Below are 24,692 nucleotides of genomic sequence, written 5' to 3' on the forward strand. Positions count from 1 at the left end.
CTGTGACAGTCGGCTGACACCGCCGTCGAAGTGGCCGGGCAGGATTTTCACCACACCGCACACCACAGCACCACACACGGACTCCACGACGGGGGGCGCGAGATGAACACGCTGTCGCACAGCACCACCGCAAGCGCAGTTGTCACGCGTCTGCACGATGTCGCGAAGTCCAACGGGGGTTTTGAGAAGTCCGGCGCCGTGAGCGGGCGGGGGTGCGCTCGTGGGGCCGGACGTCAGCACACCGGTTTCATGACCGTGGTCGACGTTGCGCCGACCACGACGGGGGCTGACGGGGGAGCCGCGTACAGGGAGGACTCGGGGGAGCAGGCGCCCAGGTCGGAGGCGGAATTCACCGCCTACGTCCAGGAGCGCCGCGCCTCCCTGTACGCCACCGCCTACCACCTGACCGGTGACCGCTTCGAGGCCGAGGACCTGCTGCAGAGCGCGCTGTTCTCGACGTACAGGGCCTGGGACCGGATCTCCGACAAGGCCGCGGTCGGGGGCTACCTCCGCCGCACCATGACCAACCTGCACATCAGCGCGTGGCGCCGCCGCAAGCTGAACGAGTACCCGACCGAGGAGCTGCCGGAGACGGCCGGCGACACGGACGCGATGCGCGGCACCGAGCTGCGCGCGGTCCTGTGGCAGGCGCTCGCCCGGCTGCCGGAACTCCAGCGCACCATGCTGGTCCTGCGCTACTACGAGGGCCGTACGGACCCGGAGATCGCGGACATCCTCGACATCAGTGTCGGCACGGTGAAGTCCAGCATCTGGCGCTCGCTGCGCCGGCTGCGCGAGGACGAGGTCCTCGCACTCGGCCGTGACCAGGAGGAGTGCTTCGGCGAGCTCGTCGCCTGAGCAGCCAAGTGCCGGCCGTCGTCCCCGGGGGGAGGCGGTGGCCGGGGCGGGGGTCCGGCGTCCTGCGAGGGCGCCGGAAGGTCCGCTGGGATCACGGGGGATCCCGACGGACGCACCACGGGGGTAACGGGGAAAAGCGGGGGGAAACGGGGAGCTCCCACGGGGGACGTGGGGAGCAGACAGCGGGACCGGAGAGGCCGGGGGGTCTTGTCCGGTCCCGCTGCTTTTCCGTTTACGTGGCCGTACGGGCCTTCTGGCAGCGCCCTGCGGCCGCCGCGGCGAGGCGGCCCAGGGCCTCCTCCTTGTTGCAGGCGTGTGAGCCGAGGGCGACCTGGCGGGCCACGATCGTGCGTTCGGAGCGCATCAGGCGCCAGCCGCGGCGCAGCAGGAAGGGCACGGATTTGCGGCCCTCCTTGAGGTCCCGCAGGAACCGGCGGCGGAACGTCGTCGAAGGCCGCCCGCGCAGACAGAGCGCGTCCGCGAGGACGCCCAGCTCACGGCAGCGTTCGACCAGCTCGGCCGCGAACACGCCCTCCGCGATGAACAGCGGCGTCCGCTCGATGTCGAGGCTCTCCTCGCCCACCCGGGAACTCGTCGCGATGTCGTACGTGGGCACCTGTGTGCGTCCCGTACGGCACAGGGCGACGATCGCGGCCACGGCGGCGTCGGCGTCCCAGGAGGCCGGGGCGTCCCAGTCGATGTCCGTACCGCCTGCCACGACCGGCAGGGTCGGGTCGTCGCCGTCCTTGTAGAAGTCGTCGAGGCGCAGCACCGGCAGCCCGGAGAGTGCGGCGAGGCGCGTCTTGCCGCCGCCGGAGGGGCCGCTCAGGAGGACGACGCGGGTCGGAATCGGGGGATGGGAACTCACGGAACACCAGTGTGAGGCATGGTCTCGTTCGGCTCATCCCGGCGTACGGGCTTTGAAACGCAGCTCACACCTCAACTACGCTGCGTGGCTTCGCGATTACCGCGATGACTCATCCGGTGGACCGACGAGGTGGACCATGGCACGACGTAACGCACGGCACGCGGTGCAGGACGCGGCACGGGACGGAGCCCGGCACGCGGCGCCCCGGCGGCGCGGCAAGGTGGCCGCGCGCGTGGGCCTCGTCGCGACCGCGGCCGGGATCGCGCTGGGCGCCGCGGCGGGTGGTGCGGGGGCGGCCGACGAGGGCACCTCGGTCGGTGACGTCGACTCGGCGGCCTCGGCGCAGGCGCTCACGGACGCGGTCGGGTTCGCGGTGGCGCCCGCGAAGGATCTCCGTCTGGACCCGTTCGCGGGGACGAGCGTCGATCCGCTCGACAACGCGGTCGGCACCCAGCTCGCCGACTTCAAGCCCGTGAGCTCGGCGCTGCTCACGGGCCCGATCGCGTCGGGCGGCTCCGTGGAGGACGTGCCGGTGGTGGGGCGTGCGGCCGGGGTGCTGCCGGGCTGAGGTCGCGTACGGGGCCGGGCCGGGCCGCTCAGCTCACCAGAGCCAGGACCGCCAGGAGGATCGCGCCCGCCACCATCGGGGCCAGGACCTCGTAGGCCCAGCGCACCTCGACGGGACCCTGGGCGCCGGGCTCGCGGCCGTGGCGTTCGGCGAGCTCGCGCAGGTCGTCGACCGCCTGGTCGGCCGAGGCGCGGACCTCGCGGTCGGGGGTGGCCATCGCGGACGTACGGCCGCTCGGGTCGGCGGCGGCGGCGCGGGCCTGGCGGCGGTTGGCGGCCTTGCGGGCGCGCAGCGACACCGGGATGGCCCAGAGCTGGTACTTCTCCTCGCCGGCCAGGACCTCGCACGAGTACGCGGCGCGTACGTCGTCGACGGCCGACCAGGGCAGGACGATCGTGCGGAACGGGTTGCGGATCTTCAGACGCTGGTCGTTCGCGTAGACCGCGGGGCGCACCGTGTAGGCCACGACCAGCGGGACCAGGGCGATCAGGGCGGCCAGGGCCAGCCACGGGGTCGTGCCCGTGCCGCGGAACAGGGCGTCCCCGCCGAGCCAGGCGCCGAGGCCGAGGAGCAGGGCGCCGCCGGCGATACCGGCGCCCGAGCGGAAGACGCGGTCGGGCGCCGCGGGCTCGGGGGTCGGCTCGGGGCCGGGGGTCTCGGGCCCGTTCTCGGGCACGTCGGGGGAGCTCATGCCGTCGATTCTGCCGCACGGGTCGTGCGGGCGTTCGGTGCGATCCGGTTCGCGGGCGGCGGCCCGTGGCGGGCCGTCCTCGGAGGTGACCCTCACCGCAGGACTTCACAAGCCGCTACGCGCGTAGATATGCTGCCGTGGTGACCATGCCCCCAGTCCCCAAGTCAGACACGTCACCCGAGCCGCACCCCGCCGAGGTGACCTCGCACTTCACCGACGTGACAAGCTCCGGCGCCACCCTCCGCCGCTTCCTCCACGGCCTGCCCGGCGTGGACACGGTGGGGCTCGAGGCGCGGGCGGCCGCGCTCGGGACGCGGTCGATCAAGACGACGGCCAAGGCGTACGCCATCGACCTGGCCATCTCGATGATCGACCTGACGACCCTGGAGGGCGCCGACACGGCGGGCAAGGTCCGCGCGCTCGGCGCCAAGGCCGTCAACCCGGACCCGACGGACCGGAGCACGCCCAAGACCGCCGCGGTCTGCGTGTATCCCGACATGGTGGCCACCGCAAAGGAGGCCGTCGCCGGTTCCGGTGTGAAGGTCGCCTCCGTCGCCACCGCCTTCCCGGCCGGCCGCGCCGCGCTCGGCGTGAAGCTCGCCGACGTCAAGGACGCGGTCGACGCCGGCGCCGACGAGATCGACATGGTGATCGACCGCGGGGCGTTCCTCGCGGGCGACTACCTGAAGGTGTACGACGAGATCCGGGCCGTGAAGGAGGCCGCCGGGGCCGCGCGGCTCAAGGTGATCTTCGAGACCGGTGAGCTGTCCACGTACGACAACATCCGGCGCGCCTCGTGGATCGGCATGATCGCGGGGGCCGACTTCATCAAGACCTCGACCGGCAAGGTCGGCGTCAACGCCACCCCGGCGAACACGCTCCTGATGCTGGAGGCCGTGCGCGATTTCCGTGCGCAGACCGGCGTGCAGGTGGGTGTGAAGCCCGCGGGCGGGATCCGCAGCACCAAGGACGCGGTCAAGTTCCTCGTGCTCGTGAACGAGACGGCGGGGCCCGACTGGCTGGACAACCACTGGTTCCGCTTCGGCGCCTCCAGCCTCCTCAACGACCTGCTGATGCAGCGTCAGAAGCTGGCCACCGGACGCTACTCCGGTCCTGACTACGTGACGGTGGACTGATCCGACATGAGCAACTCCCAGAATCCCTTCGAGTACGCCCCCGCACCCGAGTCGCGCGCGGTCGTCGACATCGCCCCGACCTACGGCCTGTTCATCGACGGCGAGTTCACCGAGGCCGCCGACGGCAAGGTCTTCAAGACCGTCTCGCCGAGCACCGAGGAGGTCCTCTCCGAGGTCGCCCAAGCCGGTGCCGCGGATGTCGACCGTGCGGTGAAGGCCGCGCGCAAGGCCTTCGAGAAGTGGTCCGCGCTGCCCGGCGCCGAGCGCGGCAAGTACCTGTTCCGTATCGCCCGGATCATCCAGGAGCGCAGCCGTGAGCTGGCCGTCCTGGAGACCCTCGACAACGGAAAGCCGATCAAGGAGACGCGGGACGCGGACCTGCCGCTGGTCGCCGCGCACTTCTTCTACTACGCGGGCTGGGCCGACAAGCTCGGCCACGCGGGCTACGGCCCCGACCCGCGGCCGCTCGGTGTCGCGGGCCAGGTCATCCCGTGGAACTTCCCGCTGCTCATGCTCGCGTGGAAGATCGCCCCGGCGCTCGCGACCGGCAACACGGTCGTCCTCAAGCCCGCCGAGACCACGCCCCTGAGCGCGCTCTTCTTCGCGGACATCTGCCGCCAGGCCGGTCTGCCGAAGGGCGTCGTCAACATCCTTCCCGGATACGGTGACGCGGGCGCGGCGGTCACCGCGCACCCCGACGTGAACAAGGTCGCCTTCACCGGCTCCACGGCCGTCGGCAAGGAGATCGCGCGCACCATCGCGGGCACCGACAAGAAGGTCACGCTCGAACTGGGCGGCAAGGGCGCCAACATCGTCTTCGACGACGCCCCCATCGACCAGGCCGTCGAGGGCATCGTCGGCGGCATCTTCTTCAACCAGGGCCAGGTCTGCTGCGCCGGGTCGCGCCTCCTCGTCCAGGAGTCGATCCACGAGGAGCTGCTCGACTCGCTCAAGCGCCGCCTCTCCACGCTGCGTCTGGGCGACCCCCTCGACAAGAACACCGACATCGGTGCGATCAACTCCGAGGAGCAGCTCTCCCGGATCACCGCCCTCGTCGAGACGGGCGAGGCGGAGGGCGCCGAGCGCTGGTCGCCGGAGTGCGAACTGCCGTCCACGGGCTACTGGTTCGCGCCCACCCTCTTCACCGGCGTCACCCAGGCCCACACCGTCGCCCGCGACGAGATCTTCGGCCCGGTCCTGTCGGTCCTCACCTTCCGTACGCCCGACGAGGCCGTCGCGAAGGCCAACAACACCCCGTACGGGCTCTCGGCCGGCATCTGGACCGAGAAGGGCTCGCGCATCCTCGCCGTCGCCAACAAACTGCGCGCGGGTGTCGTCTGGTCCAACACGTTCAACAAGTTCGACCCGACCTCGCCGTTCGGCGGCTACAAGGAGTCGGGCTTCGGCCGCGAGGGCGGCCGGCACGGTCTGGAGGGCTACCTCGCCCCGTCGAGCCCGGAGGGCGAGCGCAAATGAACACAGTTGAGCGACTGAGTGTCCTGAAGACCTACAAGCTGTACGTGGGCGGGAAGTTCCCTCGTTCCGAGAGCGGCCGGGTGTACGAAGTGAGCGACGCAAAGGGCAACTGGCTGGCCAACGCCCCGCTTTCGTCCCGCAAGGACGCCCGTGACGCGGTGGTCGCCGCGCGCAAGGCGGCAGGCGGCTGGGCGGGCGCCACGGCGTACCTGCGCGGGCAGATCCTCTACCGCGTCGCGGAGATGCTGGAAGGCCGCCGCGAGCAGTTCGTACGCGAAGTCGCGGACGCCGAGGGCCTGTCGAAGTCCAAGGCGGGCGCGGTCGTCGACGCGGCGATCGACCGCTGGGTCTGGTACGCGGGCTGGACCGACAAGATCGCCCAGGTCGTGGGCGGCGGGAACCCGGTCGCGGGCCCGTTCTTCAACCTGTCCTCGCCCGAGCCGACCGGTGTCGTGACCATCGTCGCGCCGCAGGAGTCGAGCTTCCTCGGCCTCGTGTCGGTGCTCGCCCCGGTGATCGCGACGGGCAACACTGCCGTGGTCATCGCCTCCGAGGACCGTCCGCTGCCGGCCCTCTCGCTGGCCGAGGTGCTCGCCACCTCGGACGTCCCGGGCGGTGTGGTCAACATCCTCTCGGGCCGTACGGCGGAGATCGCCACCCCGCTCGCCGCACACCAGGACGTCAACGCGATCGACCTCGCGGGCGCCGACGAGCAGCTGGCCAAGGAGCTGGAGATCGCGGCCGCGGACAACCTGAAGCGCGTCCTCCGTCCACAGCCTGTGGACTGGTCCGCCGATCCCGGTACCTCGCGCCTGACGGCCTTCCTGGAGACCAAGACGGTCTGGCACCCGACGGGCTCGCTCGGCTCGGGCGGTTCGTCCTACTGATCAGCGGTGACGCGAAGGGCCCTCGGTACGCGTACCGAGGGCCCTTCGCGCAGGCCGGATGTCAGGGCGCGCTCGGCCACACAAGGAGCATGTAGCCGCTGCAGTACGCCGAGCCGAGCACCGCGAGCCCGATCACCAGAGCCGCCCGGTGGCGGGCCAGACCGGCCACGTACAGCGCGAGCGGCAGCAGCAGCGGGAAGCCGGGCAGAAGGAAGCGTGCCCGCGGGAAGTACACCCCGCCCGAGCCGAGCACGATCACCAGGAGCACCCCGCCGAACACGAGCAGCGGCAGCGGGTGGCGCTGTCCGAGGCAGACCGCGAAGAGGACCACGGCGGCCGCCATCACGAGCGTGACCATCACCAGGAACAGCTCGGGCGTCGAGTCGTACAGGAACAGCGCGCGCATGAAGCGCAGGGTCTCCACGCCGCCGTCGAGCTGGTTGTGCCACAGCTCCTGCACCGCGAAGTACCCGTCCCAGCGGCCGAGCCGCAGCCCCACCCAGCCCACGTACAGGAGCCAGCCGAGCGGGGCGAGCAGGGCACCCGCGACGGCACGCCACCCCAAGCGGCTCCGCAGCGAGAGCAGGGCCGTGAGCGAGACCGCCGCGGCGAGCGCGATCCCCGTGGGGCGCGTCAGGCCGGAGAGCGCGGCGAGCGCGCCCGCCCACAGCCAGTCGCCGCGCAAAGTGGCGTACAGCGACCAGGCGACGAAGGCCGTGAAGAGGGACTCGGTGTAGCCCATCCACTGCACGGCCGCGACCGGGAACGCACCCCACAGCACGGTCAGGAGCACCCCCACGCGCCGCCCGTACAGCCGGTCGCCGACCGCGAACACGCCCCACGCGGCGACGAACGAGGAGGCCACCGCGAGCAGCAGCCCGACGGTCGCGCGGGTGCCGGGAGTGAAGGCCGCGACAGCCTTCACGAGGACCGGGTAGAGCGGGAAGAACGCCAGGTTGTTGGCGTCGTACCGGGTGCCGAGCTCGCGCGCGTAGCCCTGGTCGGCGATCCCCAGGTACCAGTTGGCGTCCCAGTCGGAGGCCACCGTCTCCCACACCCCGACGCCTTCGGCGTGCGCCCACAGCCACAGCACCGCGAGCCCGGTCAGCCGGACGGCGGTGTACGCGGCGAGCGCGGGGGCCGCGTGCCGCAGGACGCCCGCGGGGCGCGGCGCCATGCGGGCGGGGGGACGGCGGCGCGAGGCGGGCAGGAGCCCGGTGGGGCGGTTCGCCTGGGTGGTCGCTGACACGGCTGCGGCTCCTGGATCGGTCCTGCGCTATCCGGTCAGCACTTCCTCGGGCCGGTGACGGCGGAGGGCCTCGTTGCGTCAACTGCCGCCAGGAATCACCCTCCCGACGTACGGCGGTACGCGAAAGGGCGGACCGCCGTGCGTACGGCGACCCGCCCTCATTACCGCTCCGGTTGCTCAGATCCCGGCAGCCACCGCCAGATCCCGCTTCAGACCGGCGATCAGCTCCTTGGCCTTCGCCCGGGCCGCGGGCACGCTCTCCACACCGCCGTCGACCGGGACGACGACCTCCAGGTAGCACTTGAGCTTGGGCTCGGTGCCGCTCGGGCGCACGATCACACGCGCGCCGTCCAGCGTGTAGCGCAGACCGTCCGTGGGCGGCAGCGTCTCGGTGCCCTCGGTGAGGTCCTCACGGCGTACGACGTCAAGACCCGCGAGCACCGACGGCGGCTCCTCGCGCAGCTTGCGCATCGCGTCCGCGATCACCGACAGATCCTCGACACGGACGGAGAGCTGGTCGGTGGCGTGCAGGCCGTGCTCGACCGCGAGCTCGTCGAGCAGGTCGAGCAGGGTCAGTCCCTGCTCTTTCAGCTCGGAGGCCAGTTCGGCGACGAGCAGCGCGGCCGTGATGCCGTCCTTGTCGCGGACGCCCTCGGGGTCGACGCAGTAGCCCAGCGCCTCCTCGTACCCGAAACGCAGTCCCTCGACGCGGGCGATCCACTTGAAGCCGGTCAGCGTCTCCTCGTACCCGAGACCGGCCTTCGCGGCGATCCGGCCGAGCAGCGAGGACGAGACGATCGACTCGGCGAAGACGCCCTCGACGCCGCGCCGCACGAGATGCGCGGCGAGCAGCGAGCCGACCTCGTCGCCGTGCAGCATCCGCCACTTCTCGCCGTCGTGGACGGCGACGGCGCAGCGGTCGGCGTCCGGGTCGTTGGCGATGACCAGGTCAGGACGCTCCCGCTCGGCCGCGGCGAACGCGAGGTCCATCGCGCCCGGCTCCTCGGGGTTCGGGAACGCCACGGTCGGGAAGTCCGGGTCGGGCTCGGCCTGTTCGGCCACGACGACCGGCGCGGGGAAACCGGCGCGCGCGAAGGCCGCGAGCAGGGTCTCCTTGCCGACGCCGTGCATGGGCGTGTAGACGGTCCGCGCGGTGCGGGCGGACCCGGGCTTCAGGACCGCGTCCGTACGCGCCAGATACGCGCCCACGACCTCGTCCCCGAGGGTTTCCCAGCCGCTCTCGGGGCGCGGGACGTCGGCGAGCGCGCGGACCGCCGCGATCTCGGCCGCGATCTCCGCGTCCGCGGGCGGCACGATCTGCGAGCCGTCGCCGAGGTAGACCTTGTAGCCGTTGTCCCGCGGCGGGTTGTGGCTGGCCGTCACCTCGACCCCGGCGACCGCGCCGAGATGCCTTATGGCGAAGGCGAGGACGGGGGTGGGCAGCGGCTTCGGCAGCACGGCGGCCCGCAGACCCGCACCCGTCATCACGGCCGCGGTGTCGCGCGCGAAGTCCGCCGACTTGTGGCGCGCGTCGTAGCCGATGACGACGAGCCCGCCGGACTGCCCCTTGCCCTTGAGGTACGCGGCGAGACCGGCGGCCGCGCGGATGACCACCGACCGGTTCATCCGCATCGGCCCGGCGCCGAGCTCGCCGCGCAGACCCGCCGTGCCGAACTGCAGCGTCCCGGCGAACCGCTCCGCCAGCGCGTCCGTGTCCGCGGCCTCGATGAGCTTGGCGAGCTCCTCACGCGTCTCGGGATCCGGGTCCTCGGAGAGCCAGGTCTGCGCGCGAGCGATCAGTTCTTCCGACACGTGCCTTGCCTTTCGTTTTCAGCTCGGTGGTCAGCCTTGGAGGTCAGCCTCGGAGGTCAGCCTCGGTGGGGCACCCACCCTCAGATGCGGTCCAGCACCTGCGTCAGCAGCTGTCCCATACGCGTCGCGGAGTCGCGACCCGCCTGAAGCACCTCTTCGTGGTTGAGGGGCTCACCGGTCATGCCGGCGGCGAGGTTCGTCACCAGCGAGATACCGAGCACCTCGGCCCCAGCCTCCCGCGCGGCGATCGCCTCGAGGACGGTCGACATGCCGACGAGGTCCGCACCGATGGTCCGGGCCATCCGGATCTCGGCGGGCGTCTCGTAGTGCGGGCCGGGGAACTGCGCGTACACGCCCTCCTCCAGCGTCGGGTCGACCTCCTTGCACAGGGCGCGCAGCCGCGGCGAGTACAGGTCGGTGAGGTCGACGAAGTTCGCGCCGACGATCGGGGAGGTCGCCGTGAGGTTGAGGTGGTCGCTGATCAGGACCGGCTGGCCCGGACGCATGCCGTCCCGCAGGCCGCCGCAGCCGTTGGTCAGGACGATGGTCTTGCAGCCCGCGGCGACCGCGGTGCGCACACCGTGCGCCACGGCGGCGACGCCACGGCCCTCGTAGTAGTGGGTCCGCCCGAGGAAGACGAGGGCGCGCTTGTCGCCGATCTTGTACGAGCGGATCTTGCCGCCGTGGCCCTCGACGGCCGGCGGCGGGAAGCCCGGCAGCTCGGTCACGGCGAACTCGGCCTCGGCCGAACCGAGCGCGTCCACGGCGGGAGCCCACCCGGAGCCCATCACGAGGGCGACGTCATGGGTCTCGGCCCCGGTCAGCTCCCGCAGCTTGGCGGCGGCGGAGTCGGCGGAGGCGTAGGGGTCGGTGGGGGGCGTATTCGAAGCGTTCACGCGTAGGAGGGTATCCGCTTATCGCCTACGCGCGTAGACATGCGGGGCACGAGAGTGGTGTTCCGGCCTTGTGGGATCCGCCAAGGGGTGGGTTTCGTCGTCGGGTGCGGGCGGGTGGTGGGCGCCTGCGGCGGGCTTTTCTCCCCGCCCCGCCCCTTCCCGAAACCGGGGGCTTTGCCCCCGGCCCCCCCCCACGCGGCGGAGCCGCAGAATGTCACAGCCGAGCTTCGCTCGGATCGCCTCAAACGCCGGCGGGGCTGAAAGGGGCTGGTTCAGCACGGCCGCTTACGAAGCTCCATCACGTAATCGTGCGGCGCCCCCGCCGACTCCGCCGCGTCCGCCAGTTCGCCCAGGTAGCGGGCCGAGGGGAGGCCGCCCTCGTAGCCGTTCAGGACGTATACCCATGCCGGCATCTCGCCCTCCAGGGTCTGCACCCGTACCCGCATCCGCCGGTAGATGTCGAGGCCGACACCCTCCCAGCGGTCCATGGAGTCCTCGTCCATCGGCGCGATGTCGTACAGCGCGACGAAGACCTGCGAGCGCGGCGCCTCGACGACCGTGGCCAGGGCGCCCTCCCACCCCATGGCCTCCCCGCCGAACGTCAGGCGCCACCCGTTCAGCCACCCGGTGGCGCGCAGCGGCGAGTACGGGGCGCGGCGGGACATGAGCCGCGGGTCGAGATTGCCGGCGTACGCGGCGTAGAGCGACATGGGACCGAGGGTACGGCAGTGACCCGTGGCGGTCGTGCGGACCGGGGGAGCCCGCGGGACCCAGGTCGGCCGGGGTGCCGACCCGGGCGGCGCCCCCGGGGGCGAAAGCCCTCGCGCCGTGCGGGACAATGGAGTACGTGACTCGGATCGTGATCATCGGTGGCGGACCCGGCGGATACGAAGCGGCCCTCGTGGCGGCTCAACTCGGCGCGGAGGTGACCGTCGTCGACTGCGACGGTCTGGGCGGGGCGTCGGTGCTGACCGACTGCGTACCGTCGAAGACTCTGATCGCGACGGCCGAGGTGATGACCACCTTCGACTCGTCGTACGAAGAGCTCGGCATCATCGTCGAGGACGACACCCCGGACCCGGACAGCCCGGCCCGTGTCGTCGGCGTCGACCTCGGCAAGGTCAACCGCCGTGTGAAGCGCCTCGCGCTCGCCCAGTCCCACGACATCACCGCCTCCGTCACGCGCGCCGGCGCCAAGGTGATGCGCGGCCGCGGCCGCCTCGGCGGTCCGACCGGCATCGACGGCACGCGCGACGTCCTCGTCACCACCGCCGACGGCTCCGAGACCCTGCTCACCGCCGACGCCGTCCTGATCGCCACCGGCGGCCACCCGCGCGAGCTGCCGGACGCCGCGCCGGACGGCGAGCGCATCCTCAACTGGACGCAGGTCTACGACCTCGACGAACTCCCCGAGGAGCTCATCGTGGTCGGTTCCGGTGTCACGGGTGCCGAGTTCGCGGGCGCCTACCAGGCGCTGGGTTCGAAGGTCACCCTCGTGTCGTCCCGCGACCGCGTGCTCCCGGGCGAGGACCCGGACGCCGCCGCGGTCCTGGAGGACGTCATGCGCCGCCGCGGCATGAACGTCATGGCCCGCTCGCGCGCCGAGTCCGCCAAGCGCGTCGGCGACCGCGTCGAGGTGACGCTCTCCGACGGCCGCGTCATCTCCGGCACGCACTGCCTGATGGCGGTCGGCGCGATCCCCAACACCGAGGGCATGGGTCTGGAGGAGGCCGGTGTCCGTCTGAAGGACTCCGGTCACATCTGGACCGACAAGGTCTCGCGTACGTCCGCTTCGAACGTGTACGCGGCCGGGGACGTGACCGGAGTGTTCGCGCTCGCGTCCGTCGCGGCGATGCAGGGCCGTATCGCGATGTACCACTTCCTGGGCGACGCGGTGCAGCCGCTGAACCTGAAGACCGTCTCCTCCAACGTCTTCACCGACCCGGAGATCGCCACGGTCGGCTACACGCAGGCCGACGTGGACGGCGGCAAGATCGACGCCCGCGTGGTGAAGCTCCCGCTGCTGCGCAACCCGCGCGCCAAGATGCAGGGCATCCGCGACGGCTTCGTCAAGATTTTCTGCCGCCCGGGTACGGGGATCGTGGTCGGCGGAGTGGTCGTCGCACCGCGCGCTTCGGAACTGATCCACCCCATCTCGATCGCGGTCGACAACAATCTGACGGTGGAACAGATCGCGAATGCGTTCACGGTCTACCCCTCGTTGTCGGGCTCGATCGCGGAGGTCGCCCGCCAGCTGCACACCCGCAAGGCGACCGGCGAGGGCTGAACCGCAGGTCGGTTACGGAGAGTTGGGGCCCGGTCGTCTGGCATAGGCCAGAGGACTGGGCCCTTATACCACTTCCGGTGTCCCTACATGCTCGTTTTCTGTAATTCGGCGCAAAGTGCTGAAAGCAGACGGACGTTGGGGTTACTGTCAGTTTCGTGTTCGCTGCAGAACGTCGCCAATTGATCCTCGAAATGGTGCGCGCCAACGGGGCGGTTTCGCTCCGTGAGCTCGCCCGCGTCGTCCAGACCTCCGAAGTGACCGTACGGCGGGACGTGCGGGCGCTGGAGGCAGAAGGACTCCTGGACCGCCGCCACGGCGGAGCGGTCCTCCCCGGTGGATTCACCCGCGAATCCGGCTTCCCTCAGAAGTCCCATCTCGCGACGGCCGAGAAGACGGCCATCGCCGATCTCGCCGCGGGACTCGTCGAAGAAGGCGAGGCGATCGTGGTCGGCGCGGGTACGACCACACAGGAGCTGGCCCGCCGGCTCGCCCGCGTGCCCGGACTGACCGTCGTCACCAACTCCCTGCTGGTGGCCCAGGCGTTGGCGCATGCCAATCGCGTGGAAGTGGTCATGACGGGCGGTACGCTCCGCGGCTCGAACTACGCGCTGGTGGGCAGCGGGGCCGAGCAGTCGCTCCAGGGCCTGCGGGTGTCCCGCGCGTTCCTCTCGGGCAGCGGTCTGACGGCCGAGCGCGGTCTGTCCACGTCCAACATGCTCTCGGCGTCGGTGGACCGGGCTCTCGTCCAGGCCGCCGCGGAGGTCGTGGTCCTCGCGGACCACACCAAGCTGGGCACGGACACCATGTTCCAGACGGTGCCGACGGATGTCATCACCCGCCTGGTCACGGACGAGCCGCCCGCGCACGACGAGCGTGCGGCGACCGAGCTCCAGGCCCTCGCGGACCAGGGCGTCCAGGTCGCTGTCGCGGGAGCGTCAGGTCCGGTGCAGGGCGCCGATCCCGTCCCGGCGGGGCGACCGCCACGCCGGGACGTGCCCCTTCCGGGGCAGCGCAGGGGAGTGCCGGGCGCACAGCCGGGTCTCCGTTCGGCCGGTGCCCTCGCGGGCGCGGGCGAGGCGCGGGTGGCCGACCTGCGGCGCAGGTAGCCGCAGGGCTCAGCTCGCGGGCTCCGGGTCGCCGCCGTGGAAGGGTGGGTAGCTCTCGCCGCCCACCTCCTCGGCCGCCTTGATGTACACGGCGAGTGCGTCGCGGGAGTGCGCGAGATCGGTGATCTGGTCGTCGATCCGCCGCAGCCGTGAGCGCATCGCGGCCAGGAGTTCGGGGCACCCGGGCAGGGCCGGGGCCTCGCCGAGCGCGCAGGGCAGCACGTAGGCGATGTCCTCGGAGCTGAGACCGGCACCGAGCAGGTGCCGGATCTGCTTCACGCGCAGCACGGCGTCCTCGTCGTACTCGCGGTAGCCGTTCGTGCCACGGTCCGCTTCGAGGAGTCCCTGCGCCCCGTAGTAGCGCAGCTGGTGGGTGCGGACTCCGGTCCGGCGGCTCAGTTCCCCGATGCGCATCGCGCCCCCCTCTTGACCTTCATACCGGTATCAACGTTGACGATGCTGCCATGAAGACCAAGACACCGGCACCTGTGACCGTCATCGGACTCGGCCTGATGGGCCGCGCTCTCGCCGCCGCCTTCCTCGAGGCCGGCCATCCCACCACCGTGTGGAACCGCACGCCCGCGAAGGCCGGCCAACTGGTGCGCGACGGAGCGCAGTTGGCGCCGAGCATCGGCGAAGCGCTCAAGGCGGACGCCCTGACCGTCCTCTGCGTCACCGACTACCCGGTCCTTTACGAGCTGCTCGGCGAGTACGAGGCCGAGCTGGACGGCGTGATGCTGGTCAATCTGACCTCGGGCAGCTCGGACCAGGCCAGGGAGGCCGCACGCTGGGCCGAGGAGCGCGGCGCCCGCTACCTGGACGGCGCCATCATGGCGATCCCGCCGGCCATCGGCACCGCCGACGCGGTCATCCTGCACAGCGGCCCGCAGGGCGACTTCGCGGCGTACGAACCGGTGCTCGGCGCGCTCGGCACGGTCACGTACCTGGGGGCCGACCACGGGCTCGCGTCGCTGTACGACGCGGCCGGTCTGACGATGATGTGGAGCGTCCTGAACGCGTGGCTCCAGGGCACGGCCCTGCTCCGCTCGGCCGGTGTGGACGCCGTGACGTACGCGCCGTTCGCCCAGCAGATCGCCGTGGGGGTGGCCGCATGGCTGCCCGGATACGCGGAACAGATCGACAAGGGCGCCTTCCCGGCCGACGTATCCGCCCTGGAGACCGACGCGCGGGCGATGGAGCACCTGATCGAGGAGAGCGAGGCGGCGGGCGTGAACGCCGAACTGCCGCGGCTGCTCAAGGAGATGGCCGACCGGGCGATCGCCGCCGGGCACGGCGGGGAGCAGTACCCCGTCCTGATTGAGGAGTTCGGCAAGCCGCGCAAGGCCTGACCGCGCGCAAGGCCTGACCGGCCCCCCCGCCCACGGAATGGCCCCGCCAACGGAAAGGGCCCCCGGCACACGCCGGGGGCCCTCACCTCGTACGGGAAGAAGAACTCACTCCTCGTACGGAAAAGGCACTCAGTCCTTGATCTCGCAGATGACCGCGCCGGACGTCAGCGAGGCGCCGACCTCCGCGCCAAGACCCTTCACCGTGCCCGCGCGGTGCGCGTTGATGGGCTGCTCCATCTTCATCGCCTCGAGGACCACGATCAGATCGCCTTCGGCGACCTCCTGGCCCTCCTCGACGGCGACCTTCACGATCGTGCCCTGCATCGGCGAGGCGAGCGTGTCGCCCGACACCGCCGGGCCCGACTTCTTCGCCGCGCGCCGCTTCGGCTTCGCGCCCGCCGCAAGTCCCGTACGGGCCAGGGTCATCCCGAGCGAGGACGGCAGGGAGACCTCGAGCCGCTTGCCGCCGACCTCGACGACGATCGTCTCGCGGCCCGCCTCGTCCTCGTCCTCCGAGGCGTCGGGCGTCACCGCGAACGGCTTGATCTCGTTGACGAACTCGGTCTCGATCCAGCGGGTGTGGACCTTGAACGGGTTCGCGGTGAAGGCCTCGTCGACCACGACGGCCTGGTGGAACGGGATGGCCGTGGCCATGCCCTCCACCTTGAACTCCGCGAGCGCACGCGCCGCACGCTGCAGCGCCTGCTCACGCGTGGCGCCGGTGACGATCAGCTTCGCGAGCAGCGAGTCCCAGGCCGGACCGATCACGCTGCCGGTCTCGACGCCGGCGTCGAGGCGGACACCCGGGCCGGTCGGCGGCGCGAACAGCGTCACCGTGCCGGGCGCGGGAAGGAAGCCCCGCCCCGGGTCCTCGCCGTTGATGCGGAACTCGAAGGAATGCCCGCGGATCTCCGGATCCCCGTAGCCGAGCTCCTCGCCGTCGGCGATACGGAACATCTCGCGCACCAGGTCGATGCCGGTGACCTCTTCGGTGACCGGGTGCTCGACCTGCAGACGGGTGTTGACCTCCAGGAAGGAGATCGTGCCGTCCAGACCGACGAGGAACTCGACGGTGCCGGCGCCGACATAGCCCGCTTCGCGCAGGATCGCCTTCGACGCCGCGTACAGCTCGGCGTTCTGCGCCTCGGACAGGAACGGCGCCGGAGCTTCCTCGACCAGCTTCTGGTGGCGGCGCTGCAGCGAGCAGTCACGGGTCGACACGACCACCACGTTGCCGTGGGAGTCGGCCAGGCACTGCGTCTCCACGTGCCGCGGCTTGTCGAGGTAGCGCTCGACGAAGCACTCGCCGCGCCCGAAGGCCGCGACGGCCTCACGCACGGCCGAGTCGTACAGCTCCGGGACCTCTTCGAGGGTGCGGGCGACCTTCAGACCGCGGCCGCCGCCACCGAACGCGGCCTTGATCGCGATCGGCAGCCCGTGCTCCTCGGCGAACGCGACGACCTCGTCGGCGCCGTTGACCGGGTCCGGCGTACCGGCCACCAGCGGGGCACCCGCGCGCTGCGCGATGTGCCGGGCGGCGACCTTGTCGCCGAGGTCACGGATCGCCTGCGGCGGCGGACCGATCCAGATCAGACCCGCGTCCAGGACCGCCTGGGCGAACTCCGCGTTCTCGGAAAGGAATCCATAGCCCGGGTGAACCGCGTCCGCACCCGACTCACGCGCGGCCTTCAGGACCTTGTCCATGTCCAGATAGCTGCTCGCCGGAGTGTCACCACCAAGGGCGAACGCTTCATCCGCGGCCCTGACATGCAGAGCGTCCCGGTCCGGGTCGGCGTAGACGGCTACGCTCGCGATCCCTGCGTCCCGGCACGCCCGGGCTACGCGGACAGCAATTTCGCCACGGTTGGCGATGAGCACCTTGCGCACGATGGCTCCCTCCTTGAAACAAGCTGAGTTTAGGGACTGCCGACACGGCCTTACGACCCGTCCCCAAGGGTGAGCTTGCCCACACGGAGTGTGACTCGAGGGCCGCTCTACTCGCGAAATCCCTTGTCGCACCACGGTACGCCGGGATTCTTGACGTCACGGTAACCGGCCGGTGTGGTGCAGGTCTCTGTCTTCGCGGCCAGCGCCGCCGCGCGTTTCTTTGTGGAGTCCCTACGAACGGCCCACGCAAACTTTGCCTTTGCGGGCGCGCCGCCGCGACCTGGGCGCTCTTGACCGCCCCCTAACCCTTGCCCTGACCCTTACCCGCCAGTAGCGTTCGCGGCGAATCGTAGGTGTAACCAGGGGTAGGGGTACGCGTGGTGCGCAGAACGGCGGCAATCGTGGCCGCGATCCTGCTGGTGGTCGAGGCCGTCGGCCTGATGATCGTCAATGTGGCGCTCGGGAAGATCGCCGACGCCCAGTCGATGTCCCTGGCCGGGATGGACCCGGACGTCATGGCGACGTCGTCGTTCGTCCTGGCCGGCGTCGTCCTTCTCTACCTCGGCGCCTGCGCCGTCGTCATCCTGGTCTCGGCGATCCGCCGCCGCCCGCACGGCCGGATCGCACGCGTCCTGCTGATCAGCGCGGTGATCCTGCACGTGCTGCTCGGTGCGCTGGCCGTGGGGCTGATCGGCTGGGCCGCGTTCGCGTTCATGATGGTGATGTTCGGGCTGCTGATGTTCAGCCTCATGGGATACGAGCCGAAGCCCGAGCCCGAGGACACGCCCCCTACGCCTGTGAACGGGGAGCCCCAGGCCGCGTGAGCCTGAGCCTGTTCGAGCGGCGCGGGGTCCTGACGGGGCGTCTCAGTCCTCGGAGGCAGGCACCCACAGGTCGGTGATGGCGACGCCCAGCTCGGCGAGGAGCTTGCGCAGAAGCGGGAGCGAGATGCCGATGACGTTGCCGTGGTCGCCGTCGATCCCGTCGAGGAACGGGGCGGAGCGCCCGTCGAGCGTGAACGCCCCTGCCACGTAGAGGGGTTCGCGGCTGGCCACGTACGCCGCGATCTCCGCGTCCGTCGGCTCGCCGAAGCGGACCGTGGTGGACGCGGTCGCCGAGACCTGGCGTCCGCTCGCCGTGTCGATCACGCAGTGGCCGGTCTGCAGCACTCCGGAGCGCCCGCGCATCGCCTTCCAGCGTGCGATGGCCTCCTCGGCGTCGGCGGGCTTGCCGAGCGCCTCGCCGTCGAGTTCGAGCACCGAGTCGCAGCCCACGACCAGCGCGCCCGCCGCTTCGGGACGCGCGGCGACCGCCTGCGCCTTCGCCTCGCCGAGCACCCGGGCGAGCTCGGCGGGCGTGGCCGCGGTGATCGCGTCCTCGTCGACCCCGCTGACGATCACCTCGGGCGCGAGCCCCGCCTGGCGGAGCAGGCCGAGGCGGGCGGGGGACTGGGAGGCGAGGACGAGGCGGCGGGAGGGCTGAGCAGTCATACGGGCCAGCGTATCGGGGCGCCCGAGGGCGCCCCGAACCGATGGTTCCTCTAGTTCTTCAGGAGCACGGCCCGCATCACGTCGGCCGCGATCGGCCCGCCCAGCTTGCCGCCCGCGATGTCGGAGCGCGGGATGTCCTGGCCCGGGTCCACGAACACGGCGACCGCGACCTTCTTGCCGTCACTGTTCTCGCCGTAGGAGATGAACCAGGCGTACGGCGGCAGCTCGTTGTTGGCGCCGTGCTGGGCCGTACCGGTCTTGGCGCCGACCTTCAGGCCGTCGACGAGGCCGGGCTGTCCGGAGCCGTCGGTCGCGGTGAACTCCATCGCCTCGCGGACCTTCGCCGCGGTGTCGGAGGAGATCGGTGTGCCGTACTCGGACGGCGAGGTGCGGGCGATTTCGTCGGCGTCGGGGCTCTCGAGACGGTCCACGAGGTACGGCTTCATCACCTTGCCCTCGTTGGCGATCCCCGCGGCCAGCATCGCGATCTGCAGCGGGCTCGCGGACACGGAGCCCTGACCGATGCCGCTGAGCGCGGTCTGCGGGCGGTCGATGTCCTCCGGGTAGACGGACTTTCCGGCGCGTACGGGGGTGTCGACCTCTTCGTCGTTGAAGCCGAAGCCCTCGGCGACCTCGCGCATCTTGTCCTTGCCGGTCTCGGCGGCGAGCTTGGCGAAGACCGTGTTGCAGGAGAACTGCATGGCGGTCTTCACCGACGCGTCCTCACAGGGGATGTTGTCGCTGTGGTTGGGCAGCCGCGTCCGGGTGTCCGGGAGGATGTACGGCTCCGGGGTGTCCGTCTTCGCGTCGATGTCGTCGACCTTGCCGGCCTCGATCGCCGCGGCCGCCGTGAGCACCTTGAAGGTCGAACCGGGCGGATAGGTCTCCTTGAGCGCGCGATTGAGAAGCGGCCCGTTCTTGTCGTCCTTGAGTCGGTTGTAGTTGTCGCCGTCCTTCTCGCTCATGCCGGCAAAGGAGGACGGGTCGTACGAGGGCGTCGAGGCCAGCGCGAGGATCTTGCCGGTCTCCGGCTCGATCGCGGCCACACCGCCCTTGAGGTCGCCGAGCCCCTCGAACGCGGCCTTCTGCGCGGCCGGGTCGATCGTGGTGATCACATTGCCGCCGCGCTGCTTCTTGCCCGTCAGCATGCCCACGGTGTTCTTGATGAACAGCCGGTCGTCCGTGCCGGAGAGGAACTCGTCGTTCAGCTTCTCCAGGGCGCTGGAGTCGAAGGCCTGGGACGAGTAGCCGGTGATGGGCGCGTACATCGGACCGTTCTTGAACGTCCGCTTGTACTTGAAGTCCTGACCGTCCACCGCGGCAGATCCGGTGACCGCCTTGCCGCCGACGATGATGTTCCCGCGGGGCTGCGAGTAGCGCTCGATGGCGACCCGGCGGTTCTTGTTGTTCTTGGCGAGCTCGTCGCTCTGCGCGTACTGGATCCAGTTCGCGCGGATCAGCAGTGCGAGTACCAGCAGCCCACAGAAGATGGCTATGTGCCGCAGTGGCTTGTTCACTTGGTGCGTCCCTCCCCGGAGTTGCTTCGGTAAGGACGATAGTGGCCCCGGGCGCGGTTGCGGCAGCTCGGCCTTCTCAGGCGGCCTTCTCAGCCGGCCCCGAGCACGAACATCGCGAGCACCATCATCACGGCGAGCACCAGGCCCGCGCGCCGCATCATCGCCTGTGCGTCGCGCAGTTCCTTGGGCGGCTTGTTCTCGGGGTCGGACCAGAGCATGGGAACGATCCTCCGGGCGGGGCGCTTGTGGCGCCTGAGTACGCATACTCAACTCATCAAACGGGATTGGGGTTTCGTTAACCCGCGTGGCAGTGCTACCGTCTGTCTCGCGCTAAAGGAACCCCAAACCCGTTAGAGAAGGTGTGTCATGAACAAGTACCTCCGTCGCCCCCTCGCCGTCCTCGCCACCGCCACGCTGGGCCTGACGCTGCTCGGCAGCACGGACGCCGCGGCCCGTGGCCCCGAGTGGACCGCAGCCTGGTCCGCGGCCCCGCAGCGCCCCAGTGAGGGCTTCACGCCGAACTGGGCGGAGCAGGGCTTCTCGCGTCAGACACTGCGCCAGGTCGTCCGGGTGACGGAGGGGGGTGAGCGCGTCCGGATCCGGCTCTCCAACGCGTACGGGGCGTCGCCGCTGCGGATCACCGGCGCGACCGTCGCGAGAGCCGGGGAGGGGGCCGCGGTCGAGAAGGGGTCCGTACGGCGGCTGTCCTTCGACGGGAAGGCGTCCACGGTGATTCCGGCGCGCGGGCACGCGGCGAGCGACGCGGCCGAACTGCCGGTCGGCGCCGAGGAGTCCGTCACCGTCACGCTCTATATCGCCGGCACCACCGGACCGGCCACCTTCCACGCCCAGGGCTTCGCCGACAGTTACCGGGCCGACGGCGACCACCGCGCCGACGTCTCGGGGCGCGCCTTCGACGAGAAGACGCAGTCCTGGTACTACCTGGCGGGCGTCGACGTCGAGGGAGGGGGCGGGCCGCGCGAGGAGGAAGGGGTCGTGCTCTTCGGGGACTCGATCACCGACGGCTTCGGCTCGACCTCGGGCGCCAACCGCCGCTATCCGGACGCACTGGCCGACCGCATCGACCGCCCGGTGCTCAACGCGGGGATCGGCGGCAACCTCGTCCTCAACGACTCGGCCTGGTACGGCGACCGGGGCACCGCCCGCTTCGGCCGGGACGTGCTCGACCAGCCGGGCATCGGCACGGCCGTCGTTCTGCAGGGCGTCAACGACATCGGCTTCTATGAAGCGCAGGCGGCCGGCCTGGACCGGCCCACGTACCAGCCCGCGCCGCGCGTGACGGCGGCCGAACTGATCGGCGGATACAAGGAGTTGATCCGCCAGGCGCACCAGCGCGGCGTCAAGGTGGTCGGTGCGACGCTGCTGCCGCTCGGCGGCTCCGACCACTACGGCCCGCACGCGGCGCGGGTCAGCGACGAGGTGAACGCGTGGATCCGTACCTCCGGCGCGTTCGACGCGGTCGTCGACTTCGACCGCGCCCTCGCGGACGGGTCCGACCCCGAGCGGATCGCGGCGCGCTACGACTCGGGCGACGCGCTGCACCCCAACGACGCGGGGTACGCGCGGATGGCCGCGGAGCTCGCGAAGGTGCTGTGAGACGAGTGCTGTGAGTCGCCTGAACACGCCACCGCCCGGCCCTCGTCACGGAGGGACTGGGCGGTGGCGCTTCGGTTCAGGCGGCGCGGGCTAGCCCGGCCAGTACGTACGGGCCCAGGACGTCGGCCCCGGTGCCGGCGTACGGCGCCGGGCCACGCGGGCCGGGTCCGACCAGGCGTCGGCCGGTGCGGGCGCGCCGGGTCCCGTCGCGCTCAGGGACGCGGCGCGCGCCTGGACCACCGCCAGGGCGGCGGCGAGCTCCTCCGGGGTCGGATTGCCCCGGACCACCTTGATCATCATCGTGGTCTCCTGACGGTCGCGACGGTCGCCTAGAGGGGGATGTTGCCGTGCTTCTTCGGGGGCAGCGACTCGCGCTTCGTGCGCAGTCCGCGCAGGCCGCGGACGATCTGGCGGCGGGTCTCCGAGGGCATCACCACGGCGTCGATGTAGCCGCGCTCGGCCGCCGTGTACGGGTTGAGCAGCGTGTCCTCGTACTCCTGGATGAGCCGCGCGCGGGTGGCCTCTGCGTTTCCGGCGGACTCGGCGTCCGCGAGCGTCTTGCGGTGCAGGATGTTGACCGCGCCCTGCGCGCCCATGACGGCGATCTGCGAGGTCGGCCAGGCGAGGTTGAGGTCCGCGCCCAGGTGCTTGGAGCCCATCACGTCGTACGCGCCGCCGAAGGCCTTGCGCGTGATGATCGTGATCAGCGGGACGGTGGCCTCGGCGTACGCGTAGATCAGCTTGGCGCCGCGGCGGATGATGCCGCCGTACTCCTGGTCGACGCCCGGCAGGAAGCCCGGGACGTCGACGAAGGTGAGGACCGGCAGGTTGAAGGCGTCGCAGGTGCGCACGAAACGCGCGGCCTTCTCCGAGGCGTTGATGTCGAGGCAGCCGGCGAACTGCATCGGCTGGTTGGCGACGATGCCGACCGGGCGGCCCTCCACGCGGCCGAAGCCGGTGAGGATGTTCGGCGCGAACATCGACTGCGTCTCGAAGAACTCGCCGTCGTCGAGGACGTGCTCGATGACGGTGTGCATGTCGTACGGCTGGTTCGCGCTGTCCGGGATCAGCGTGTCCAGGGCCCGGTCCTCGTCGGACAGTTCGAGGTCGGCCTCCTCGGGGAACGCCGGCGCCTCGGAGAGGTTGTTCGACGGGAGGTAGGAGAGCAGCGACTTGACGTACTCGATCGCGTCCTTCTCGTCGCCCGCCATGTGATGGGCCACGCCCGACGTGGAGTTGTGGGTGCGCGCGCCGCCCAGTTCCTCGAAGCCCACGTCCTCGCCGGTGACCGTCTTGATGACGTCAGGGCCCGTGATGAACATGTGCGAGGTCTGGTCGACCATCACCGTGAAGTCGGTGATCGCGGGGGAGTACACCGCGCCGCCCGCGCACGGGCCGACGATCAGGCTGATCTGCGGGATGACGCCGGAGGCGTGGGTATTGCGGCGGAAGATCTCGCCGTACATCCCGAGCGCCATCACGCCCTCCTGGATGCGCGCGCCGCCCGAGTCGTTGATGCCGATGACCGGGCAGCCCGTCTTGAGGGCGTAGTCCATCACCTTCATGATCTTCTGCCCGAAGACCTCGCCGAGCGCCCCGCCGAAGACCGTGAAGTCCTGCGAGAACACGGCGACCGGACGGCCGTCGACCGTGCCGTACCCGGTCACGACACCATCGCCGTACGGGCGGGTCTGCTCCAGGCCGAAGTCGGTGGAGCGGTGCCGGGCGAACTCGTCGAGCTCCACGAACGAGCCCTCGTCCATGAGCAGTTCGATCCGCTCACGGGCCGTCAGTTTGCCCTTGGCGTGCTGCTTCTCGACGGCGCGCGCCGAGCCCGCGTGGGTCGCCTCGTCGATACGTCGCTGCAGATCGGCGATCTTGCCCGCGGTGGTGTGGATGTCGATTTCTGCCGGCTCGGACATCGGGATGCGGCTCCCTGGCTGCTCGTATGAGAACGCTTGGCTACTGATGCGTAGCGTATCGGCGCGGGCCGGTACCGGCAGTGCGGTGTTCCCCACACCTAGTCTGTCTTGCATGACGAGCGAAAACCCTCCTGCGAACCCCTGGTCCGACCTGGAGAGGCCGCCGCTGAACGCCGCGGCACTGCGCCAGGCCCTGGTCCGCGACGGCGGACTGTTCCGCGAGGTGGAGGTCGTGCAGGCCACCGGCTCCACCAACTCCGACCTGGCGGCGCTCGCCGCCGCGGGCAAGGCGGACGAGGGCGCCGTCCTCGTCGCCGAGGAGCAGACCTCCGGCCGCGGCCGCCTCGACCGCACCTGGAGCGCACCCGCGCGTTCGGGCCTGTTCGTCTCCGTCCTCCTCAGGCCCGCGGACGTTCCCGTGGAGCGGCTCGGCTGGCTGCCGCTGCTCGCCGGGGTCGCCGCCGCCTCCGCCATCTCGCGTACGGCGGGCATCGACACGGCACTGAAGTGGCCCAACGACCTGCTCGTCGCGGTCGGCGGCGAGGAGCGCAAGGCCGGCGGCATCCTCGCCGAGCGCGCGGGCGAGGACTTCGTCGTGCTCGGCATGGGCATCAACGTCAGCCTGAAGGCCGAGGAGCTGCCCGTGCCGACGGCCGGATCCCTCGCCCTCGCGGGCGCCGTCCTGCACGACCGCGACCCGCTGCTGCGCGCCGTCCTGCGCTCGCTGGAGCAGTGGTACGTGCGGTGGCGTGACGCGGCCGGCGACCCCGCCGCCTCCGGGGTGCAGGAGGCGTACGCCGCCGGCTGCGCCACGCTCGGCCGCCGGGTCCGTGCCGAACTGCCCGGCGACCGCGTCCTGGTCGGCGAGGCGGTCGCCCTGGACGGCGACGGACGGCTGGTCGTCGCCGCGGAAGGCGGCGGGCGCGAGGCCGTCGGGGCCGGGGATGTGGTGCATCTGCGGGCCGAGTCGTAGGACGGCCCGGGTGACGGGTCGAACCGAGGACTTCCGTACCGACGTGAGCCAGCCCACACCTGCCGTATCGTTGAGCCCGTTCGTCCGTCGTTATGGGGCTGTG

Annotated in this window: 24 protein-coding genes; 11 read left to right on the forward strand and 13 right to left on the reverse strand. The window is 71.1% G+C overall.

Going from position 1 to position 24,692, the window contains the following annotated elements; genetic code table 11:
- Positions 1–102 precede the first annotated feature (102 nt).
- The gene (locus tag ACIBI4_RS09565; RefSeq protein WP_399203083.1) at positions 103–858 is read left to right on the forward strand and encodes a SigE family RNA polymerase sigma factor; all 756 of its coding nucleotides are present in this window, start codon (positions 103–105) and stop codon (positions 856–858) included.
- 232 nt (positions 859–1,090) lie between these two features.
- Here ACIBI4_RS09565 and ACIBI4_RS09570 read toward each other — a convergent pair whose 3' ends face one another.
- Positions 1,091–1,726 (reverse strand): ATP-binding protein, encoded by a 636-nt coding sequence (locus ACIBI4_RS09570; RefSeq protein WP_399203084.1) that lies wholly within the window; start codon positions 1,724–1,726, stop codon positions 1,091–1,093.
- 136 nt (positions 1,727–1,862) lie between these two features.
- On the opposite strand from ACIBI4_RS09570, the gene ACIBI4_RS09575 reads away from it, so the two are divergent.
- The gene (locus ACIBI4_RS09575; protein ID WP_399203085.1) at positions 1,863–2,294 is read left to right on the forward strand and encodes a hypothetical protein; all 432 of its coding nucleotides are present in this window, start codon (positions 1,863–1,865) and stop codon (positions 2,292–2,294) included.
- Positions 2,295–2,322: 28 nt separating this feature from the next.
- On the opposite strand, the gene ACIBI4_RS09580 is transcribed toward ACIBI4_RS09575, so the two are convergent.
- On the reverse strand, positions 2,323–2,985 hold the full coding sequence (locus ACIBI4_RS09580) for a PH domain-containing protein (protein WP_399203086.1): 663 nt from the start codon (positions 2,983–2,985) through the stop codon (positions 2,323–2,325).
- 146 nt (positions 2,986–3,131) lie between these two features.
- On the opposite strand from ACIBI4_RS09580, the gene deoC reads away from it, so the two are divergent.
- Genes deoC through ACIBI4_RS09595 form a run of 3 tightly spaced genes read left to right on the forward strand, consistent with a single transcriptional unit; the run spans position 3,132 to position 6,484 of the window.
- Positions 3,132–4,121 carry a deoxyribose-phosphate aldolase gene (deoC, locus tag ACIBI4_RS09585; RefSeq protein ID WP_399203243.1) on the forward strand — a complete coding sequence of 330 codons (990 nt, stop codon included), beginning with the start codon at positions 3,132–3,134 and terminating at the stop codon, positions 4,119–4,121.
- A 6-nt stretch (positions 4,122–4,127) separates the two neighbouring features.
- The gene (locus ACIBI4_RS09590; protein WP_399203087.1) at positions 4,128–5,597 is read left to right on the forward strand and encodes an aldehyde dehydrogenase family protein; all 1,470 of its coding nucleotides are present in this window, start codon (positions 4,128–4,130) and stop codon (positions 5,595–5,597) included.
- The gene (locus ACIBI4_RS09595) at positions 5,594–6,484 is read left to right on the forward strand and encodes an aldehyde dehydrogenase family protein (protein ID WP_399203088.1); all 891 of its coding nucleotides are present in this window, start codon (positions 5,594–5,596) and stop codon (positions 6,482–6,484) included. The genes ACIBI4_RS09590 and ACIBI4_RS09595 overlap by 4 nt, the downstream gene beginning before the upstream one ends.
- 61 nt (positions 6,485–6,545) lie before the next feature.
- Here ACIBI4_RS09595 and ACIBI4_RS09600 read toward each other — a convergent pair whose 3' ends face one another.
- From ACIBI4_RS09600 to ACIBI4_RS09615, 4 genes are all read right to left on the reverse strand, one after another.
- On the reverse strand, positions 6,546–7,661 hold the full coding sequence (locus ACIBI4_RS09600; protein ID WP_399203244.1) for a hypothetical protein: 1,116 nt from the start codon (positions 7,659–7,661) through the stop codon (positions 6,546–6,548).
- A gap of 249 nt (positions 7,662–7,910) precedes the next feature.
- Positions 7,911–9,545, reverse strand: coding sequence for a phospho-sugar mutase (locus ACIBI4_RS09605; RefSeq protein ID WP_399203089.1), 1,635 nt, complete (start codon positions 9,543–9,545; stop codon positions 7,911–7,913).
- An 80-nt stretch (positions 9,546–9,625) separates the two neighbouring features.
- Positions 9,626–10,441 carry a purine-nucleoside phosphorylase gene (locus ACIBI4_RS09610; RefSeq protein WP_399203090.1) on the reverse strand — a complete coding sequence of 272 codons (816 nt, stop codon included), beginning with the start codon at positions 10,439–10,441 and terminating at the stop codon, positions 9,626–9,628.
- 272 nt (positions 10,442–10,713) lie between these two features.
- Positions 10,714–11,151, reverse strand: coding sequence for a gamma-glutamylcyclotransferase (locus tag ACIBI4_RS09615; protein WP_399203091.1), 438 nt, complete (start codon positions 11,149–11,151; stop codon positions 10,714–10,716).
- A 128-nt stretch (positions 11,152–11,279) separates the two neighbouring features.
- Between ACIBI4_RS09615 and ACIBI4_RS09620 the strand changes: the two genes are divergently transcribed.
- Positions 11,280–12,728, forward strand: a complete 1,449-nt coding sequence (locus ACIBI4_RS09620; RefSeq protein ID WP_399203092.1) for an NAD(P)H-quinone dehydrogenase — start codon at positions 11,280–11,282, stop codon at positions 12,726–12,728.
- A gap of 155 nt (positions 12,729–12,883) precedes the next feature.
- On the forward strand, positions 12,884–13,834 hold the full coding sequence (locus ACIBI4_RS09625) for a DeoR/GlpR family DNA-binding transcription regulator (protein WP_399203093.1): 951 nt from the start codon (positions 12,884–12,886) through the stop codon (positions 13,832–13,834).
- 9 nt (positions 13,835–13,843) lie between these two features.
- On the opposite strand, the gene ACIBI4_RS09630 is transcribed toward ACIBI4_RS09625, so the two are convergent.
- Positions 13,844–14,248 carry a MerR family transcriptional regulator gene (locus ACIBI4_RS09630; RefSeq protein WP_399203094.1) on the reverse strand — a complete coding sequence of 135 codons (405 nt, stop codon included), beginning with the start codon at positions 14,246–14,248 and terminating at the stop codon, positions 13,844–13,846.
- A 50-nt stretch (positions 14,249–14,298) separates the two neighbouring features.
- Between ACIBI4_RS09630 and ACIBI4_RS09635 the strand changes: the two genes are divergently transcribed.
- Positions 14,299–15,183, forward strand: coding sequence for an NAD(P)-dependent oxidoreductase (locus ACIBI4_RS09635; protein WP_399203095.1), 885 nt, complete (start codon positions 14,299–14,301; stop codon positions 15,181–15,183).
- Between the two features lie 129 nt (positions 15,184–15,312).
- On the opposite strand, the gene ACIBI4_RS09640 is transcribed toward ACIBI4_RS09635, so the two are convergent.
- Positions 15,313–17,070: an acetyl/propionyl/methylcrotonyl-CoA carboxylase subunit alpha gene (locus ACIBI4_RS09640; RefSeq protein ID WP_399203096.1), complete on the reverse strand. Its 1,758-nt coding sequence runs from the start codon at positions 17,068–17,070 to the stop codon at positions 15,313–15,315.
- Positions 17,071–17,447: 377 nt separating this feature from the next.
- On the opposite strand from ACIBI4_RS09640, the gene ACIBI4_RS09645 reads away from it, so the two are divergent.
- Positions 17,448–17,894: a hypothetical protein gene (locus ACIBI4_RS09645; protein WP_399203097.1), complete on the forward strand. Its 447-nt coding sequence runs from the start codon at positions 17,448–17,450 to the stop codon at positions 17,892–17,894.
- Between the two features lie 42 nt (positions 17,895–17,936).
- Here the strand turns inward: ACIBI4_RS09645 and ACIBI4_RS09650 are convergent, their stop codons facing one another.
- The 3 genes from ACIBI4_RS09650 to mmpB all read right to left on the reverse strand — a co-directional run bounded on the left by ACIBI4_RS09650 (position 17,937) and on the right by mmpB (position 20,295).
- Positions 17,937–18,560: a Maf family protein gene (locus tag ACIBI4_RS09650; protein ID WP_399203098.1), complete on the reverse strand. Its 624-nt coding sequence runs from the start codon at positions 18,558–18,560 to the stop codon at positions 17,937–17,939.
- Between the two features lie 50 nt (positions 18,561–18,610).
- A complete protein-coding gene (locus ACIBI4_RS09655) occupies positions 18,611–20,077 on the reverse strand; it encodes a penicillin-binding transpeptidase domain-containing protein (RefSeq protein ID WP_399203099.1) in 1,467 nt (488 codons plus the stop codon).
- An 89-nt stretch (positions 20,078–20,166) separates the two neighbouring features.
- Positions 20,167–20,295, reverse strand: a complete 129-nt coding sequence (gene mmpB / locus ACIBI4_RS09660; RefSeq protein ID WP_399203100.1) for a morphogenic membrane protein MmpB — start codon at positions 20,293–20,295, stop codon at positions 20,167–20,169.
- Positions 20,296–20,443: 148 nt separating this feature from the next.
- Between mmpB and ACIBI4_RS09665 the strand changes: the two genes are divergently transcribed.
- The gene (locus tag ACIBI4_RS09665) at positions 20,444–21,694 is read left to right on the forward strand and encodes an SGNH/GDSL hydrolase family protein (RefSeq protein WP_399203101.1); all 1,251 of its coding nucleotides are present in this window, start codon (positions 20,444–20,446) and stop codon (positions 21,692–21,694) included.
- A gap of 90 nt (positions 21,695–21,784) precedes the next feature.
- Here ACIBI4_RS09665 and ACIBI4_RS09670 read toward each other — a convergent pair whose 3' ends face one another.
- Both ACIBI4_RS09670 and ACIBI4_RS09675 read right to left on the reverse strand, forming a co-directional pair.
- The gene (locus ACIBI4_RS09670) at positions 21,785–21,994 is read right to left on the reverse strand and encodes an acyl-CoA carboxylase epsilon subunit (RefSeq protein WP_399203102.1); all 210 of its coding nucleotides are present in this window, start codon (positions 21,992–21,994) and stop codon (positions 21,785–21,787) included.
- 29 nt (positions 21,995–22,023) lie between these two features.
- The gene (locus tag ACIBI4_RS09675) at positions 22,024–23,616 is read right to left on the reverse strand and encodes an acyl-CoA carboxylase subunit beta (protein ID WP_399203103.1); all 1,593 of its coding nucleotides are present in this window, start codon (positions 23,614–23,616) and stop codon (positions 22,024–22,026) included.
- A 112-nt stretch (positions 23,617–23,728) separates the two neighbouring features.
- Between ACIBI4_RS09675 and ACIBI4_RS09680 the strand changes: the two genes are divergently transcribed.
- The gene (locus ACIBI4_RS09680) at positions 23,729–24,589 is read left to right on the forward strand and encodes a biotin--[acetyl-CoA-carboxylase] ligase (RefSeq protein ID WP_399203104.1); all 861 of its coding nucleotides are present in this window, start codon (positions 23,729–23,731) and stop codon (positions 24,587–24,589) included.
- The last annotated feature ends 103 nt before the right edge of the window (positions 24,590–24,692 follow it).

It is taken from the genome of Streptomyces sp. NPDC050418, from assembly GCF_044458745.1.
In the GTDB taxonomy this organism is placed as follows: Bacteria; Actinomycetota; Actinomycetes; order Streptomycetales; family Streptomycetaceae; genus Streptomyces.

What these genes read in the sequence shown, in the direction of transcription:
- ACIBI4_RS09565 (WP_399203083.1), top strand. Translation starts at nt 103, where the DNA reads ATGAACACGCTGTCGCACAGCACCACCGCAAGCGCAGTTGTCACGCGT.
- ACIBI4_RS09575 (WP_399203085.1), top strand. Translation starts at nt 1,863, where the DNA reads ATGGCACGACGTAACGCACGGCACGCGGTGCAGGACGCGGCACGGGAC.
- ACIBI4_RS09580 (WP_399203086.1), bottom strand. Translation starts at nt 2,985, where the DNA reads ATGAGCTCCCCCGACGTGCCCGAGAACGGGCCCGAGACCCCCGGCCCC.
- deoC (WP_399203243.1), top strand. Translation starts at nt 3,132, where the DNA reads ATGCCCCCAGTCCCCAAGTCAGACACGTCACCCGAGCCGCACCCCGCC.
- ACIBI4_RS09590 (WP_399203087.1), top strand. Translation starts at nt 4,128, where the DNA reads ATGAGCAACTCCCAGAATCCCTTCGAGTACGCCCCCGCACCCGAGTCG.
- ACIBI4_RS09595 (WP_399203088.1), top strand. Translation starts at nt 5,594, where the DNA reads ATGAACACAGTTGAGCGACTGAGTGTCCTGAAGACCTACAAGCTGTAC.
- ACIBI4_RS09600 (WP_399203244.1), bottom strand. Translation starts at nt 7,661, where the DNA reads ATGGCGCCGCGCCCCGCGGGCGTCCTGCGGCACGCGGCCCCCGCGCTC.
- ACIBI4_RS09615 (WP_399203091.1), bottom strand. Translation starts at nt 11,151, where the DNA reads ATGTCGCTCTACGCCGCGTACGCCGGCAATCTCGACCCGCGGCTCATG.
- ACIBI4_RS09620 (WP_399203092.1), top strand. Translation starts at nt 11,280, where the DNA reads ATGGAGTACGTGACTCGGATCGTGATCATCGGTGGCGGACCCGGCGGA.
- ACIBI4_RS09630 (WP_399203094.1), bottom strand. Translation starts at nt 14,248, where the DNA reads ATGCGCATCGGGGAACTGAGCCGCCGGACCGGAGTCCGCACCCACCAG.
- ACIBI4_RS09635 (WP_399203095.1), top strand. Translation starts at nt 14,299, where the DNA reads ATGAAGACCAAGACACCGGCACCTGTGACCGTCATCGGACTCGGCCTG.
- ACIBI4_RS09650 (WP_399203098.1), bottom strand. Translation starts at nt 18,560, where the DNA reads ATGACTGCTCAGCCCTCCCGCCGCCTCGTCCTCGCCTCCCAGTCCCCC.
- mmpB (WP_399203100.1), bottom strand. Translation starts at nt 20,295, where the DNA reads ATGCTCTGGTCCGACCCCGAGAACAAGCCGCCCAAGGAACTGCGCGAC.
- ACIBI4_RS09665 (WP_399203101.1), top strand. Translation starts at nt 20,444, where the DNA reads ATGAACAAGTACCTCCGTCGCCCCCTCGCCGTCCTCGCCACCGCCACG.
- ACIBI4_RS09670 (WP_399203102.1), bottom strand. Translation starts at nt 21,994, where the DNA reads ATGATGATCAAGGTGGTCCGGGGCAATCCGACCCCGGAGGAGCTCGCC.
- ACIBI4_RS09675 (WP_399203103.1), bottom strand. Translation starts at nt 23,616, where the DNA reads ATGTCCGAGCCGGCAGAAATCGACATCCACACCACCGCGGGCAAGATC.
- ACIBI4_RS09680 (WP_399203104.1), top strand. Translation starts at nt 23,729, where the DNA reads ATGACGAGCGAAAACCCTCCTGCGAACCCCTGGTCCGACCTGGAGAGG.